Source organism: Blautia glucerasea (assembly GCF_020537505.1).
Lineage (GTDB): Bacteria > Bacillota > Clostridia > Lachnospirales > Lachnospiraceae > Blautia_A.
Genome location: NZ_JAJBMO010000009.1, coordinates 1 through 15,393, shown reverse-complemented (window position 1 = coordinate 15,393; position 15,393 = coordinate 1). Strand labels below are relative to the sequence as shown.

The 15,393-nt window shown below is 44.0% G+C and carries 13 protein-coding genes; 2 read left to right on the top strand and 11 right to left on the bottom strand.

The window, feature by feature from the left end; genetic code table 11:
* Window positions 1-81 precede the first annotated feature (81 nt).
* The 11 genes from LIQ05_RS09490 to LIQ05_RS09440 all read right to left on the bottom strand — a co-directional run bounded on the left by LIQ05_RS09490 (window position 82) and on the right by LIQ05_RS09440 (window position 13,370).
* Window positions 82-1,566: an ATP-binding cassette domain-containing protein gene (locus LIQ05_RS09490; RefSeq protein WP_226820240.1), complete on the bottom strand. Its 1,485-nt coding sequence runs from the start codon at window positions 1,564-1,566 to the stop codon at window positions 82-84.
* Entirely contained in the window at window positions 1,563-2,612 is a 1,050-nt protein-coding gene (locus tag LIQ05_RS09485; protein WP_226820238.1) for a sensor histidine kinase, read from the bottom strand. The genes LIQ05_RS09490 and LIQ05_RS09485 overlap by 4 nt, the downstream gene beginning before the upstream one ends.
* Window positions 2,613-2,619: 7 nt before the next feature.
* A complete protein-coding gene (locus tag LIQ05_RS09480) occupies window positions 2,620-4,266 on the bottom strand; it encodes a response regulator (protein WP_226820236.1) in 1,647 nt (548 codons plus the stop codon).
* A 212-nt stretch (window positions 4,267-4,478) separates the two neighbouring features.
* Entirely contained in the window at window positions 4,479-5,411 is a 933-nt protein-coding gene (locus LIQ05_RS09475; RefSeq protein WP_226820235.1) for an ABC transporter substrate-binding protein, read from the bottom strand.
* A gap of 138 nt (window positions 5,412-5,549) precedes the next feature.
* Entirely contained in the window at window positions 5,550-6,566 is a 1,017-nt protein-coding gene (locus LIQ05_RS09470) for an ABC transporter permease (protein ID WP_118577607.1), read from the bottom strand.
* Complete coding sequence (locus LIQ05_RS09465) at window positions 6,559-8,091, bottom strand: sugar ABC transporter ATP-binding protein (RefSeq protein ID WP_226820233.1); 1,533 nt, start codon at window positions 8,089-8,091, stop codon at window positions 6,559-6,561. Before LIQ05_RS09465 ends, LIQ05_RS09470 begins: the two co-directional genes overlap by 8 nt.
* Window positions 8,092-8,292: 201 nt before the next feature.
* Window positions 8,293-8,928, bottom strand: a complete 636-nt coding sequence (locus tag LIQ05_RS09460) for a bifunctional 4-hydroxy-2-oxoglutarate aldolase/2-dehydro-3-deoxy-phosphogluconate aldolase (RefSeq protein WP_226820231.1) — start codon at window positions 8,926-8,928, stop codon at window positions 8,293-8,295.
* Between the two features lie 17 nt (window positions 8,929-8,945).
* A complete protein-coding gene (locus LIQ05_RS09455; RefSeq protein WP_226820229.1) occupies window positions 8,946-9,998 on the bottom strand; it encodes a sugar kinase in 1,053 nt (350 codons plus the stop codon).
* 2 nt (window positions 9,999-10,000) lie between these two features.
* Window positions 10,001-11,746, bottom strand: a complete 1,746-nt coding sequence (gene ilvD, locus LIQ05_RS09450; protein ID WP_226820227.1) for a dihydroxy-acid dehydratase — start codon at window positions 11,744-11,746, stop codon at window positions 10,001-10,003.
* Window positions 11,747-11,764: 18 nt separating this feature from the next.
* The gene (locus tag LIQ05_RS09445; RefSeq protein ID WP_173715741.1) at window positions 11,765-12,001 is read right to left on the bottom strand and encodes an HPr family phosphocarrier protein; all 237 of its coding nucleotides are present in this window, start codon (window positions 11,999-12,001) and stop codon (window positions 11,765-11,767) included.
* Between the two features lie 13 nt (window positions 12,002-12,014).
* Window positions 12,015-13,370, bottom strand: a complete 1,356-nt coding sequence (locus LIQ05_RS09440) for a GntP family permease (protein WP_226820225.1) — start codon at window positions 13,368-13,370, stop codon at window positions 12,015-12,017.
* A gap of 286 nt (window positions 13,371-13,656) precedes the next feature.
* Here LIQ05_RS09440 and LIQ05_RS09435 point away from each other — a divergent pair, with 286 nt between their 5' ends.
* Both LIQ05_RS09435 and LIQ05_RS09430 read left to right on the top strand, forming a co-directional pair.
* Window positions 13,657-14,355 (top strand): FadR/GntR family transcriptional regulator, encoded by a 699-nt coding sequence (locus tag LIQ05_RS09435; RefSeq protein ID WP_226820223.1) that lies wholly within the window; start codon window positions 13,657-13,659, stop codon window positions 14,353-14,355.
* Window positions 14,352-15,266, top strand: a complete 915-nt coding sequence (locus LIQ05_RS09430; RefSeq protein ID WP_226820221.1) for a LysR family transcriptional regulator — start codon at window positions 14,352-14,354, stop codon at window positions 15,264-15,266. The genes LIQ05_RS09435 and LIQ05_RS09430 overlap by 4 nt, the downstream gene beginning before the upstream one ends.
* The last annotated feature ends 127 nt before the right edge of the window (window positions 15,267-15,393 follow it).

The window sequence follows — 15,393 nt, the reverse complement described above, 5'->3', positions numbered from 1 at the left end:
TATTGCCATGGGCTTCTTATTTAGGCTCTGGAGCGTGTTTGAAAATACAATCCGAATTATTAGTATTATATTTTATACATTTTATTTTCTCTCTGACAGATACATATGCAGCCAGGGCACTGGCGATGTAATTTTATGGAAATTTTCTCTTGCAATTTCCCTCTTTTCCCCATTCTCCCCAAGAATCAACAGGCGATCTGCCATTGCCAGGGAATCCGACAGATTCAAAGACAAGATCACCACCGAAATCCCCTTATCCAGAAACTTCTCTAACATGCTCCAGATAAACATCCGATGAGCCAGATCCGCCCCACTGAAAGGCTGAATGCAAAATAGGATCTCTGGTTTCTGCAAAAACACTCTTGTATACACCAGCTGATACTTCTGCCTCTCGCTTAATTTCTCCACCGGCATATCAAAAACCTCTGTCCCTAATATAGGACTGTACTCATTCCGAATACTGTTTCGCAAACGTTTATTATGCCAGATTGAAGGTACCTTTTCTGCCAGGCAGATGCAAAGATTATTCATATAATCCAATTCTGGAAAAATCATAGTCTTCGTAGTACGCTCCTGGATTACCGCAATTTTGCTGTTTCCCGGAATCTGTGTCCGCTTCCCCTTCAGAAGGATTTCTCCCCTCTCCGGGGAAATATCCCCAGACAAAATTCCCCGAAGCTCCTCCATTCCGCCAGCATCCATAATCTGTACGGCCAGGCATTCTCCCTTATGCACATCGAAGGAAAAATTGCATGCTGCATCCTCTCCGTATCCCTTCCACTGAAAAACAACCGGCGCAGCCTGCTGCCCTTCTCTTTTTTCTGTATGATAGCGAACCATATCATTGTATTCCGTCATGTAAGTCACTGGCGGATCATTAAACAGTTCTTCTCTTTCCAGAACCTTCTGGACCCTTCCATTTGTAAACAGTGCACACCTGTCACAAATACTGGAAATCTCCTCCAGATGAGAACAGATATAAAGAAAAGAAAAGCCTTTTTTCGCATAATGACAAATAATTCCATGAAGCTTTTTCAACTCATCATCACTGACAAGGGCTCCAACTTCATCCAGCACGATCAGATGATATCCCATGATCACAGCCCGGAGCAATTCTACAATGATCCGTTCAAAAGCGGAAAGCTTCTCCACATCTTTATTAAGTGGAATGTCCATTCCGATATCTTCAAAAAAGGGCTTCATCTGCCGGTTCAGGATCTTTGTGCGGATCACCCACTGGCGAAAGCCCGGGCGCAGTACAAAAATATTATCTGCAATATTTAAATTCCCTGCCAGAGAACTTTTCTCCTGGATAATGCTGATCCGGTTTGCAGCCTTGTAATGTTCTTTCCAGGTATTTACCTTTTCCCCACCGTAATAAATGTAACCGTCATAGAGGGGAAGGTTCCGTTCCAGAAGCTTCAGAAGAGCTGTTTTTCCATGGCTGTTAACAGGCAGAAATCCCATGATCTCCCCCTGAAATATCTGAAGGTTGAAGTCCTTCAGCTTCACAACCTCATCTTCTTTATACGTCACACGCTCCATTCTGAGAACTTCATTTCTCATGCCAGCACACTCCTGTTTTTCACCTGTCTGTCGTCAGTAAGTATAGGGATGGTGATCTCCACATCTGTCCCTTCTCCTGGTACAGAATAAACGTGCATGCCATATTCATCCCCAAAGATCAGATGGATTCTGTTATTCACATTCACCAGAGCGATTCCTCCCTGTTTTTCTTCGTTGTCGTGAAAAGCCTTGGTTGACTTGCCCAGCTTCTGGTTCAGCTTTGCCAGAGTCATCTCATCCATTCCCACCCCATCGTCAGAAATACGAATGAGCAGGCGATCCTTTGTACACTGAAAACGGATGTAGAGATTTCCACCTCCAACCTTCAGCTCCACGCCATGGATAATGCTGTTTTCCAGAATCGGCTGCAACGTCAGTTTTGGAATTCTGCAGTTCATGATCTTTTCATACTCTGCAATATCATAATCAATATGAAGCTGCAGCCGGTCCCCGAAACGATATTTCTGAATTCCGAAATAAGTCTCACAGTTATCCAGTTCTTCCTCCACAGAAACCAGATTCTCCACCTTGGTAATGGTGTAACGGAAAAATCTTGCCAGGGCTTCTGTCATATCTGCAATGCTGTCCAGGCCTGCAATAATGGCTTCTCCACGGATGCTTTCCAGTGTATTGTAGAGAAAGTGGGGATTGATCTGATTCTGCAAAGCCAGGTACTGGGCCTGTCTTTTATTCAGATCCATATATTGGGAAGAACGCACAATGCGGTCTACCATTTTCATCTGCTTCTGGATGCTTGGAGTCAGGTTCAAGAGCTCCATATCTTCTTTTTCTGAAAAAATATAACCCTCCAGAAAACGATCCATCATTTTTTCACAGCGCATGTAAGGACGGTGGATCCAGAGCCAGAATACAGTTGGAAACAAAATTGCAAATATTGTTATAATTATGGCCATCCACCAGGGTATTTCTCCTTTATATGCCAATAACAGCTGAATTACAGCCAGAATAATAAAACTCCCGAAGACTACCGTTCCCAGGACAAGAGCACGGTTGGATATATATTTCAGTTTTTCTTTAAATTTCATTTTTGATTTATCCATACAATTTTCTATATGTAGAGGGTTTCACCCCTGCCGCTTTCTCAAAGGTATGTGTGAAATGTTTCGGATCGTTATATCCTACCCTCCTGCAGATTTCTGTTACTGGAAGATTGGATTCCCGAAGGAGCAGCTTGGCCTGTTCCATTCTCACGTTGATCAGATATTTGGCAAAACCTTCTCCTTCTGTCTTCTTAAATAAGACGCTGAAATAAGCAGCGCTAAGTCCTACCATTTCGCTGACTTCCTCTAAGGTCAGCGGATCACTGAAATGGTTCTGGATATATTCCTTTGCCTTGCGGACCGGACGGATGATATCATTTTCATAGCGTTCAGCCTGCTCCTGGATATATTTTTGCTGGAAATCCCCAAGACAGGAAAAAATTTCATCTATTTTTCCACATTTATCACACTGTTTACGGAATTCCTCCACAGTAGCAGTGCGCTCTGGAATCCGAATACTTGCCGCAAAAATATCAGCAGCTGCATATACCAGTTCGAAAATCTCACTTCCCCGGATTTCTTTCGCCTTATTTACCGTATCCTGCAAATCCTCTACTGCTTCTGCTGCATTCTGAATGCTTGAGATTTCTACAGCATGGGTGATCTCACGAAGATACTTTTTCAGCAGCTCACTTTCCTGGATTTCTGAAGCTTTTCCCATACAGTCAAGAACTCGTCCATCCCCTTTTACCAGTCTTTCCTGGATCAGTTTTCGGGCTTCCTGCATAGAGTCTGCCAAATGCTCTGCCTCTTTGTATGCCGCTCCAACTGCCATGGAAAAGCTTACATGCTGAAACATGTTTTTCTGGATTTCCATCTGGGTAAGGCTGCTCTTCATGCCCCGGCGGATGGATTCTTTCTCACTTTCCAGGTAGTTAAGAATGCCGTAGCAGTAGTCATCACGAATCAGAAGAATTAATTCGCGGTTGTCATTTTTCAGATTTCGCTCCAGGGCCTCGCGGACTTTTTCCATAAGGACCCCGCTGGAAGTGGAGCTGATTTCTCTCGTGCCAGCCAGACCTGTTGTTCCATCCATTCTGCCGCCAGAAATAATCTTTCTTCCATAATCCACTTTTACGCAAAACGCCTGGTATACTCCCAGTCTTGCTTTCAGATGATAAATGCTCGTCAGTGTGTCCTGTGAAACCGGCATATCCGGCTGATCCAGCAGCCGGTCGATCAGATTCGCCCGTAAATGGGCATCATCTCTTTTTGCCTTATTTACAAGCTCCTGGTGATTCAGTTCTGACGCCTTGCGCTCCCCGATCTTTTTCTGCAATTTCTGCAGGGTAGCAGTCAGTTCCCCCTTGTTTACCGGCTTCAGAAGATAATGCCCCACACCGTAACTGATAGCCTGCTGTGCATACTCAAAATGGGCGTAACCGCTGATTATGATCACTTCCAGAGCGGAATCCAGCTCCTTCACCCTTTTTACCAGCTCCAGGCCACTGCAGCCTGGCATGCGGATATCTGTGATCAGAATATCCGGCTGTGTCTGCCGTACCATTTCGCAGGCTTCCTCTCCATTGTGGGCGATTCCCAACACTTTCATCCCCAAAGAATCCCAGTCGACCAGTGCCTGGATCAACTGGCAGATCCGCACCTCATCATCTGCAATTACTACCTTTAAAATCTCCATGTTCTCCGTCCCCATTACATGATTACTTTGAAGAAATTTCCCCATTTTTATAGAAACTCTCTCCATTTTTCTTACTTCTAATGATAATCCATTTCAGCAATTTAAGCAAGAAAACCGCCGGAAAAACCGACGGTTTCTTGCTCCTTATAATTACTGTCCCAGCCGTCATCACATCCATGACGTTCCATGAACAATATTCCTTTTATTTCAGATTATTTATCAGAATCCTTTGTAATCACAGATACACCTGTATCTGTAACTTCTCCGCCGAGTTCCTCGCCGTTGATTGCTTTTACAGCTGCTTTTACGCCTTCAGATCCCATAACATCCGGGTTCTGAGCCATTGTGCAAAGAAGATATCCGTCGTCGATCAGGTTCAGGATCGCGTCAGATTTATCAAAACCAACACCGATGATGTCAGCGTTTCCAGCTGCTTTGATGGCATTTCCGGCACCAGTTGTGGATCCTTCATTGCATCCGAAGATACCAACAACGCCCTGTGTAATGTAGTTCTCTGCGATACTCTGGGATTTTGCAGCATCACCTTCGCCGTACTGGGTTTCCATGATCTCGAAGTCTGTGCCGTCAAATGCTGCGCGGAAGCCTTCCTCACGGTTTACGCAGGAATCAGTAGCTGCGTTTACATTAATGACACCGATTTTTCCGGATGTAATACCAGCATCCTCAAGCGCCTTCTTCATCTCTTCTCCTGCTGTTGTTCCAGCTGCTTTGTTGTCTGTGGAGAAAGTAGCTTCTGCCTCGACATTTGCAGGGGAGTCAACATATACGATCTTAATTCCCTGGTCTTTTGCTTCCTGAAGTGCAGAAGAAATAGCATCTGGTCCGTTTGCAGCAACCATGATCGCATCATAACCGCCTGCTACTGCGTTGTTTACACACTCAATCTGCTGGGCGTCATCTTTTGTATTCGGGGACATGAAGTCAACTGTTACACCAAGCTCTTTAGCCTCTTCCTGAGCGCCTTCGTTCAGGGTGATCCAGTGCTGGTCGATAGAGTCCATTGTGATCAGCGCAATTTTCTCATCGCCTGTAGCCTTAACATCATCTGATGCGTAAACAGTAGCAGCTCCAAGGGAAGCGATCATAGATACTGCACATACCATAGCTAAAAGTTTTCTTTTCATTGTAAAAATCCTCCTAAAAATTATTTTTTATAACTACCCGCCTTCTCCATTTGCGGTTTAGTTTCATGAAATTATTTTACATTTTCCATATTCAGTTGTCGATTTCATTTTTCTGCGAAAAATACTGTTTTCTTGCGGTTATTTTTTTCTGTGTTTGCCAAACTGTCCGTTTCTTACAACTACATCCAGCAATACGGCTGCAACTACGATCACGCCGATTACAACACGCTGGATACCAACCTGTGCACCAATCATGTTCAGACCATTTTCCAGTGTCTGCCAGACGGCTGCACCTGCAAAGGTTCCAAGAAGGATTCCAGTTCCTCCAAGTGGGGAAACGCCACCGATTACGCCGGCTGCTACGCCGTACATCTCATACATGTTTCCAGCTTCCATATTTCCCATACCAGCCTGTGCGCAAAGGATAAGGCCAACTACACAGGAGCATACGGAGCTTACCAGATACGTCTTTACTGTGGTGGAAACTACGTTTACACCAGAAAGCTTTGCTGCGTCCACGTTAGAACCGATTGCGTAAATATGACGGCCTGTACGTGTCTTGGATAAGATAAAGAAGAATATAACAAAAATAACAAGTGCGATCCAGAATGTGTTATAAATGCCAAGTGTTTTACCGTAATAAAAACAATTTTGGAATGCATCAGCCGTTTCTTTTCCAACACCTGTTGCAATGGCATCTGTGTTTCTGTTTCCGTTTACCATGTAGGCAATTCCTCGTGCTACGAACATGGTTCCCAGTGTTGCAATAAATGGAGGAAGTTTAAATTTTCCAACCAGATATCCGTTTACCACACCAACTACCAGACAGGCAATAAGTGCGATCACAATTGCAAGGAATGGTGCCATTCCTGTTGTCATTAAGGTGGCTGCGATCATGGCGCTCATTCCGACCATGGATCCGATTGACAGATCAATGTTTCCCGTGATCAGTACGTAACTTTGTGCAATACCGATCAGCAGGTACTTGGACATGGAACGCAGCAGGTTCAACATATTCTGTCCGGAAAAAACCGCCGGGTTAATGATACCAAATGCGATATAAATAATGATCAGCCCCACGAATGCGGTAAGTGCTGCCCCCATTCCCCTGATTCCCAATAATTTCTTTAATGGGCGTTGCTGTTTACTATTCATTTTTACTTCCTCCCTCAGTTTCCTTAATACTCTTGTTTTCAAAGGATGTTGCCATTGTCAGGATCTCGTCCTGGGTGGCTTCCCTTGCTGAAACCTCACCGGTGATACGTCCGTCACACATTACGATGATACGGTCTGCAATTCCCATGACCTCCGGCATTTCAGAGGATACAAACATAACTGCAATTCCCTGTTTTTTCAGCTCATTCATCAGATTGTAAATTTCTACCTTTGCGCCAACATCAATTCCTCTTGTGGGCTCATCGAAGATAACAACCCTTGAATCTCTTGCAAGCCATTTTCCAACAACTACTTTCTGCTGGTTTCCACCAGAAAGATTGCCGGAATCAATTTCCACGTTCGGTGTTTTGATCCGGAGATCCTTCACTGCTTTTTCGCAAAGAGCATCTTCTTTTCCTGAGTTTATCACACCCATTTTATTGCATACAAGGTCAAGATTTGGCAGTGCCAGGTTCTGTCGGATACTCAGTTTCGTACAGAGACCGTCTTTTTTACGATCCTCAGGAGCAAGTACAACACCATTTCGGATGGCATCCATTGGACAGTTGACTTCGATTTTTTTACCATCCACATAAAGCTCTCCGCTGTCTTTCGGATCAACACCGAAGATGGCTCTTGTAGTCTCCGTTCTTCCGGCTCCCATCAGTCCCGCAAATCCTACGATCTCGCCTTCATATAAGGAGAAGTTGATGTCGCGGACCATTTTTCCGGCGTTAAGATTTTTTACTTCAAAAATCTTCTTGCCTTTTTTGCATTCCACTCTCGGGAATTTTTCTTTAATCTCACGGCCTACCATATTTTTGATAATGTAGTCCATGTCCATGTCTTTGAAATTACCGTCTGTTATGTATTGTCCATCTCGCATGATGGTAACTCTGTCCACGATATGGGACAGCTCTTCCAGTCTGTGTGAAATATATACGATTCCTCTTCCTTCGTCCCTCAGCTTTCGGATAATACGGAAAAGATCATCAATTTCTTTTGCTGTCAGAGAAGATGTAGGCTCGTCCATGATCAGAATCCTTGCATTGATGGAAAGTGCTTTTGCAATTTCAACCATCTGCTGTTTGGATACTGGCAGATCTCCTACGATCTGATCGGGACTGATGTCGATTCGAAGATCGTCCAGAACTTTCTTGGCTTCTTTTCGCATCTTCGCATTATTTAAGGATAAACCACCTTTTACTTCTCTTCCAAGGAACATGTTCTCCGTTACTGTTAAGTGCCTGCACATGTTCAATTCCTGATGGATAATGGCTACTCCTGCTTCCTGGGCCTGCTTTGGTGTCAGGTCGTCATAGGATTTTCCGAAGATTTCCATCGTTCCTTCATCTCTGGTATATACACCGCTGAGGATTTTCATCAGGGTTGATTTTCCAGCTCCATTTTCCCCAAGCAGCGCCATGACTTCTCCAGAACGCAACTCAAACTTTACATGATCCAGGGCCTTTACGCCCGGGAAGCTTTTGCTGATATTGTTCATGGAGACAATGACCTCATTCATTCCATTCCCTCCTCATTTATTTGTTTTTGCTTTCCTTTGTTGATATTATCTTAACTCATACGATGGGGTTGGGATAGAGGGGAAGAGTTTGGGTTTATGGGGGTTTTTTTATTGTATGAAGTGTATGTGTGTAAAAAACAGGACCCTGTTTTCATGCAGGATCCTGTTTTTTGTGAATATGAATATGTGTAATACCTCCGATTATTTTCGGATGGAATCAACCAGTTTTCGCGCTTCTGCTGTCAGTTCTCTGATCTTGTCAAATTCTCCGTTTTTTACAAGCTCTCCTTTTACCATCCAGCTTCCGCCGCAGCATATAATTTTGTCAAAGGAAAGATAATTTTCCAGATTTTTTGCATTGATACCGCCAGTGGGCATAAACTTAATTCCAACATAAGGTGCAGCCATAGCCTTGATCATGGCAACTCCGCCTGCCGGTTCTGCTGGGAAGAATTTAATCACCTTAAGGCCCCTTTTTACTGCCTGCGCAACCTCAGACGGTGTGATGCAGCCTGGAAAAACAGGAATTTCTTTTTCCAGACAGTAATCTACGATCTCAGAATCAAATCCAGGGCTTACAATGAACTTCGCACCAGCTGCAACAGCTGCATCCACCTGCTCTCTGGTAAGAACGGTTCCTGCTCCTACAAGCATATCCGGAAACTGCTCTGTCATCAGACGGATTGATTCTTCTGCTGCCTCTGTACGGAAGGTTACCTCTGCACACGGAAGTCCACCTTCAACAAGTGCCTTTGCAAGAGGTACTGCATCTTTTGTATCTTCCAGCACAACTACCGGAACAACACCAAGCTTTTGAAACTTCTCTGCTATATCCATTATTTGAATTCCTTTCGTTATCTTTTTATATCAAAATTCATTTCCATCACATGTCTGATCAGGGAAACATCATCTGTAATATTTCCGTCACCATGAATGGTATGCTTCACTGCACTGGCTGCAACACCAAAGTTCACAGTATCTTCCGGTGTATATTCATTCATCAGGGCATAAATAATACCACTTACAAATGCATCCCCGCCTCCAACACGGTCAAGAATATGGAAGGTAAGCCGTTTGCTTTCGTAAATCTTTCCATTTAACCAGAGATAAGCCATAAGGCTGTTCTCACTGCAGCTGTGTGCAAAACGCACATGTCTTGCAATGCATTTGATATTCGGATATCTCTCTACAAAAGCCTTGAAAACCTTTTCCTGCTGTTCACGGTCCGGCTGGAATGGAACACCATCCTTTACATCACCTGCGGTATGATCTTCTTCATTTTTCCAGATGTGGTAGGGCTCGATTCCAAAAAGAACATCTACGTATGGAAGACAGAGGGTACAGAAATCTCTTGCTTCCTCCCAGCTCCACAATGTACTTCTGAAATTTCCGTCAAAGCTGACGGTCATGCCGTTTTCCTTTGCTGTTTTCAGGCAGGTCAGGATCAGTTCACTGCAGCTTTTTCCAAGTGCTGGCGTGATACCACTCAGATGAAGCCAGGTGTAACCTTCCAGAAGTTTTTTCACATCTGTTTTGCTGAAATCATATTCTGAAAAGGCACTGTGCTTTCTGTCATACACCACTTTACTTGGACGAATTCCATAACCAGTCTCCAGGTAATAGGTTCCAAGGCGATGTGTCGGTGTCTCTTCTTCTGTTGAATAAACTACGCTGTCACAATTTACGTCATTGCTTCGCAGCATACGTACTGCGCTTTTTCCAAGGCTGTTTCCCGGAACTACGGTAAAGAATGAGGCATCTACGCCAAGATTTGCAAGGGAAAGGGCCACATTGGCCTCGCTTCCCCCATATCTTGCCTCAAAAGATGTTGCGGTTCTGATTTTTTCATAATCTGGCGGAGTCAGCCGAAGCATGATCTCGCCGATGGTAATAAATTTATGCTTCATAATCAATACTCCAGATAAGCTCCCTTCATTGGACTTGCAGCATGCTGGCTGAAAAGTCTCAGGACACCTTTTTTATATTTCATTTCACGTGGTTTCCAGTTTTTACGTCTTTCTGCAAGAATCTGGTCAATTTCCTCCATAGACTTGCGCTCTCCGGCGATTCCGATAATGTTCAGTTTTCTTTCCATAACATCGATTTCGATAAGGTCGCCTTCTTCCACAAGAGCGATCGGGCCTCCGTCAACCGCCTCCGGGCTGCAGTGTCCGATAACCGGGCCTGTAGATGCACCGGAGAAACGTCCGTCAGTGATCAGGGCAATGCTCTTTCCAAGTTCTTTGTCACTGCTGATTGCCTCAGAGGTATAGAACATTTCCGGCATTCCGCTTCCCTTTGGTCCCTCGTAACGGATGAAGACTGCATCACCCTTCTGAACCTTATGCTTCAGAACTGCATCCAGACATTCTTCTTCGCTGTCAAATGGTCTTGCGCGGAGAACAGATTTAAACATTTCCTTCGGGCATGCAGTGTGTTTGATCACTGCGCCTTCAGGAGCAAGGTTTCCACGGAGAACTGCGATACTTCCATCTGTTCCGATTGCTTTGTCATATGGACGGATGATGTCTTCCTTCGTAACATTTACATTATAACGTTTGTTAAATTCCTGAAGCCATTTATCACATTTTTCATAGAATCCGTTGTTCTTCAGTTCTTCCAGGTTTTCTCCTAATGTCTTTCCGGTAACTGTCATTACATCCAGGTGAAGGTGATCTTTGATCTCCTCCATGATTGCCGGTACACCACCTGCATAGTAGAAGCACTCTGCTGGCCAGCGGCCTGCCGGACGTACATTCAGAAGATATCTTGCATTTCTGTGCAGCTTATCAAAGGTATCACCTGTGATCTCAATGCCAAACTCATGGGCAATTGCCGGAAGATGAAGCAGACAGTTGGTGCTTCCTGAAATTGCAGCATGAACAAGAATTGCATTCTCAAAGCTGTCCATAGTCACAATGTCGGAAGGACGCATATTTTCCATCTGGGCAATTCTCACTGCCTGTCTTCCTGCTTCTCTTGCAAAGTCAAGAAGGTCAGGGCTGGTTGCAGGCATTAGGGCTGTGCCTGGAAGTGCAAGACCAAGTGCCTCTGCCATAATCTGCATGGTAGATGCAGTTCCGATAAAGGAACATGCGCCACAGCTTGGGCATGCATTGCATTTTGCCCAGTCAAGCTTCTCTTCATCAATTTCACCACGCTCAAATTTTGCGCTGTACATTCCAAGCTGCTCCAGGGTCAGCATTTCCGGTCCGGCATTCATGGTTCCACCAGGAACAAATACGGAAGGGATATTTACTCTGGCAAGTCCCATCAGATTTCCCGGAACTCCCTTGTCACAGCTTGAAAGGTATACACCAGCGTCAAAAGGAGTTGCATTTGCATGGATTTCGATCATATTGGCAATCATCTCACGGCTTGCCAGACTGTAGTTGATTCCGTCTGTTCCCTGGCTTTCACCGTCGCAGATATCTGTACAGTTATAACGTGCTCCGAAACCGCCTTCTTCTGCGATTCCTTTGCGGACTTCTTCTACAAGGATATTCAGATGTCCGCTTCCCGGATGGCTGTCACCATAGGTGCTTTCAACCATAACCTGGACCTTTCCAAGATCTTCTTTTGTCCATCCTGTTCCAATACGCAGCGGATCAAGCTCCGGTGCAAGCTTTCTCATTTCCTGACTTTTTAACTGCATGATTTTTTCCTCCATTTTTTATTCTCTGATAAGCTTTAAACTTTCCAGTGTTTTCCTGAGTTTCTCTTCGTCCTCTTCTTCTACTCCAAGTTCTACATCATCAAATGTTGGCAGACTGAACACACCCAGCATTGATTTCGCATCTACAATATATCTTCCGCAGATCAGATCTACATTTTTCTCACATCCTGATGCTGCCTGCACCAGATGCTTGGCATCACACATATCTCTTAAATAAACCGGTATCTTTATCATTGCGTCCTGCCTCCTATGCAAAGATTGAAACAATAAAGCTCACAATAAGTGCCGTAACACCGATCAGTGTCTCCATGATCGTCCAGGATTTCAGGGTTGTCTTTTCGTCAATCTCAAGGAATGAAGTTACCAGCCAGAAGCCTGCATCATTCACATGACTCAGTGCTGTTGCGCCACCACAGATTGCACAGCACATTGCTGCTCTGTAAATCATGCTGGTTCCCATTACAGCCGGCATGGTTGCCATAATTCCGGATGCCATTGTCATCGCTACAATCGAACTTCCTACAGAAGCTCTGACCAGAAGTGCAATGAGAAATGCGATCAGGATCAATGGAAGACCACTCTTCTCCAGCACCGGTCCGATAATATTTCCAAGTCCGGAATCCTGAAGCATCCAGCGGATCACACCGCCGCTGGCAATGACCAGAAGGATCATACCTACAGGTCTGAGCGAATGATCCAGGATTTTCTTTAACTGGGCACCTGTAAATCCTCTTCGAATTCCCAGGAAATACATGGATGCCAGAGTGGCGATGGTCAATGCCAGGAATGGTTTTCCTATGAATCCAAGAACATCCTTCACTCCTGCAGGAAGCGGCATATACTTAGATAATGTACTGAGAAGTATGAGAATAAGCGGAATCAGTATCACTCCTAAGACCAGTCCGAAAGGCGGAAGCTCTTTTCCATCATCCTTGATTTCTTCTACATTCGCCGGAAGTTCTGTGAAAATCTTGTTTCCAACCACGCTTCCCCAGATAATTCCGGAAACCAGCATACAGATCAGTGCTGTCGGAACTCCTACCATAATCATGGTTCCCAGATTTACTCCAAGTGCATTTGCCACAAGTACGGAGCCTGCAGATGGTGGAACAAATGCATAGCCACTGGCCAGACCGGAAAGAAGGGGGATTGCATAATACAAAGTGGATTTTCTGGTCTGCTTTGCAACACTGAACACCAGCGGAATCAGTACCACAACACCGGCTTCAAAAAATACGGTAGTACCAATTACAAGTCCTGTAAGCCCAAGTGCCCATCCGGCTTTTTTCTGACCAAATTTACCAATCAATGTCTCTGCTATTCTCTGGGCACCTCCGCTTACCTCCAGGATTCCGCCAAACATGGAACCCAGGCCTACCAGAAGCGCAATTCCCTGTAGTGTCTTTCCAACACCTTTTTCTACTGTATCCGAAATCATCGTAAGCGGCATGCCTGCTCCTGCCCCAATGATAATAGCGGAAATCATCATTGACAGGACCGGATGAAGCTTAAATTTGATGATCAGCACCAATAGAACTACGATTCCGGCCGCCGCGGCGATCATCAGTCTCATTGGATCTGCCACAAAAGTTGTTTCTTCCATTTTTTCCTTATACCTCCTTGATTCATCTGATGTTTTACCTTTCTCCAATGAATTCATCTGACCTATTTAGGTGTTTATACCCTTTTTCCCCGCTATTTAATGTGTTTTTCCTTTGAATTCATCTGATGTATTTATCATATATTCTATTCATCAAAAATGCAATACTGGAATTTTATCTAAATTTTTGTATCTATTTTTGTACATTTTAGCATTTTGACATTGAACCCGAAACACATTATCATAGGAAACAAGAACGATAACTATTAAAAATGGAGCAAATCATACGATGAATTTGTTATCTGAAGAAAAAAGCCTTCCTCAAAAAATATCAGAAGACATTATCACACTTATTTTGGAAGAAAACTTACAGCCAGGAGATAAGTTGCCTAATGAAACCATTCTGTCGGAACGTCTGAATGCAGGACGAAGTTCTGTGCGCGAAGCCATGAAGCTTCTCGCTTCCCGAAACATTGTTACGATCCGTCAGGGTTCCGGTACCTATATTGCCTCCTCTCCCGGAATGGTGGAGGATCCCCTTGGCTTTACCTTCATCGGCAACAAGCAAAAGCTGATCAACGATCTTTTGGAGGTCCGTTTTCTTCTTGAGCCATCTATTGCAGCAATGGCCGCCACACATGCTGACAAAAAAGACATCAAAAAAATCACTGCGCTTTGCGATGAAGTGGAAGAATTGTTAAGGAATCACGAAGATCATACGCAAAAGGATATCGAATTCCATACGGCTATCGCTTTAAGCAGCAAAAATGTTGTAGTTCCAAGACTGGTTCCTGTGATCAACAGCTCAATTCCTCTCTTTGTAGAAACCACCGGAGGTGCACTGCAGGAAGAAACCATCGAGACTCACCGTGAGATTGCAGATGCCATTGCAGCTCATGAATCACTCCGGGCACAGGATGCCATGTATCTGCATCTGGTTTACAACCGTAAGAGAATCCAGATGATAAAAAAAGGAGACCTTATATGACACTGCAGCAAATAAAATATTTTATCAGCGTAGCTGAGTCCGGCTCTATCAGTGAAGCAGCCAAGCGTTTGTTTACAGCGCAATCAAGCATTTCCAGTGCTATTAAGGAAATAGAAAATACATATGATATTACTGCATTTATAAGAGAGAGCACAGGTGTGCGTCTTACCAGAAGCGGTGAAGAGCTTTTAATTGAATTTAAGGGAATTTTAAGCCGTCTTGACTACCTGGATGAGAAATATAACGGTTCCAAAAAACGGCCTTTAGGTCTGTCCGTTTCTGCCCAGCACCACATTTGCGGCATGGCCTCTTTTATTTCTGTCATCAATAAATTAAACGAAAGCTATGGTTCCTATCACTGTGGTTTTTATGAATGCCGTACATCAGAAGTACTGGATCGCGTAGAACGTGGACTGGACGATTTGGGAATTATTTTTTTCACAGAGCATAGCAAAGGACAGATGATCCAGGAATTAAGAAATCGTGGTATTATTTTTAATCACATTGTTTATCAGACGGCTCATGCTTACATATGCCAAAACCATCCACTTGCCAATAGCCAGGAAATTAATATTGAAGAAATGATACAATATCCTTTTATTTCTTATGATCGTTCGCCTGACACGAACCCTGCTTATACTGATCTTATCATTCCTAATTATCAGGTAAAAAAAATAATCCATGTTTCTGACCGGGCAGCTTCCTATTCTGCTATGCGTTATTGCCATGGGTTTGCTATTGGAAGTGGTTACAGATCTTTTGATAGTAATTACAGTGACATTATTTCTCTGCCTGTCAAAAACGGAGTCCGCCTTGAAATAGGATGGATTTTGCGTCAAAAGCATACGCTTTCTGATACAGCCAGCCGTTTTGTGGAGCTTTTAATGCAAAATGAGGCTGTTTCTATGTAGATAAAAATCCAACGATTTTCTTATAAAATAATAATGCAGTGAGAAAACACCTTTCTTGATATAGCGAAAAAAGGGGATGTGAAAAAACTCGATTGAGTTTTTTCGCATCTCCCTTTTTGTACCTGTT

Bases quoted from the DNA above. Each gene is read 5' to 3' on its own strand.
- LIQ05_RS09445 (WP_173715741.1), bottom strand. From the start codon at position 12,001: ATGATAAAGATACCGGTTTATTTAAGAGATATGTGTGATGCCAAGCAT.
- ilvD (WP_226820227.1), bottom strand. From the start codon at position 11,746: ATGCAGTTAAAAAGTCAGGAAATGAGAAAGCTTGCACCGGAGCTTGAT.
- LIQ05_RS09440 (WP_226820225.1), bottom strand. From the start codon at position 13,370: ATGGAAGAAACAACTTTTGTGGCAGATCCAATGAGACTGATGATCGCC.
- LIQ05_RS09475 (WP_226820235.1), bottom strand. From the start codon at position 5,411: ATGAAAAGAAAACTTTTAGCTATGGTATGTGCAGTATCTATGATCGCT.
- LIQ05_RS09490 (WP_226820240.1), bottom strand. From the start codon at position 1,566: ATGAGAAATGAAGTTCTCAGAATGGAGCGTGTGACGTATAAAGAAGAT.
- LIQ05_RS09470 (WP_118577607.1), bottom strand. From the start codon at position 6,566: ATGAATAGTAAACAGCAACGCCCATTAAAGAAATTATTGGGAATCAGG.
- LIQ05_RS09460 (WP_226820231.1), bottom strand. From the start codon at position 8,928: ATGGATATAGCAGAGAAGTTTCAAAAGCTTGGTGTTGTTCCGGTAGTT.
- LIQ05_RS09455 (WP_226820229.1), bottom strand. From the start codon at position 9,998: ATGAAGCATAAATTTATTACCATCGGCGAGATCATGCTTCGGCTGACT.
- LIQ05_RS09465 (WP_226820233.1), bottom strand. From the start codon at position 8,091: ATGAATGAGGTCATTGTCTCCATGAACAATATCAGCAAAAGCTTCCCG.
- LIQ05_RS09485 (WP_226820238.1), bottom strand. From the start codon at position 2,612: ATGAAATTTAAAGAAAAACTGAAATATATATCCAACCGTGCTCTTGTC.
- LIQ05_RS09435 (WP_226820223.1), top strand. From the start codon at position 13,657: ATGAATTTGTTATCTGAAGAAAAAAGCCTTCCTCAAAAAATATCAGAA.
- LIQ05_RS09430 (WP_226820221.1), top strand. From the start codon at position 14,352: ATGACACTGCAGCAAATAAAATATTTTATCAGCGTAGCTGAGTCCGGC.
- LIQ05_RS09480 (WP_226820236.1), bottom strand. From the start codon at position 4,266: ATGGAGATTTTAAAGGTAGTAATTGCAGATGATGAGGTGCGGATCTGC.